Here is a 554-nt window from a genome sequence, read left to right on the forward strand (position 1 = left end):
GGTAGTCCTGGTACGTGCCGTCGAGGAACGTGGTGACGCGGCCGTCCTCCTCGCTGAGCGTGATCGCCCAGAGGACGTCGTCGCGCAGCGACGTCTCCAGCGCGCTCATGTGTTTCGTGCCCATCCAATCGGGGAACTCCAGGGCGGCGACGCCCGGCACCTCCTCCTCGAAGGGGCTCCGAACGCGGACCATCTGTCGCTGGATGGTGCCGTCGCCGGTCACGACGACGGCCCCGTCCCGACTGAACGCCACGTCGCGGGCGACCTTCGTGAACACGTCGGGCGACTCGGTAACGACCTGACACCGGTCGACCGGCCACCGGTTGTCGCCCAGCGGGTCGGTGTACTCGTCGAAGTTGACCTCCGCCACGATCAGCACGTAGAGACTGGGACCGCTCACGTACTGCTCGTCCCACTGGTCGAAGCCGAGGCTGAGCGCCTCGGCGGTGTACCTGATCTGGTCCATCAGGTCCTGGCTCGTCGCGTACTTCTTCAGGACTCGGTCGAGCGACTCCATACCGTGTGTGACACAACGGCACGGATACTGTTAAAAC

The 554-nt window shown here is 65.3% G+C and carries 1 protein-coding gene; it reads right to left on the reverse strand.

The genetic code is table 11. From position 1 onward, the window contains the following. The coding region (locus EXE44_RS17875) for a diadenylate cyclase (RefSeq protein WP_137718042.1) at positions 1–517 on the reverse strand (517 nt) is incomplete at its 3' end. Between the last annotated feature and the right edge of the window lie 37 nt (positions 518–554).

The organism is Halorubrum sp. SS7 (assembly GCF_005435055.1).
Taxonomy (GTDB): Archaea; Halobacteriota; Halobacteria; order Halobacteriales; family Haloferacaceae; genus Halorubrum; species Halorubrum salinarum.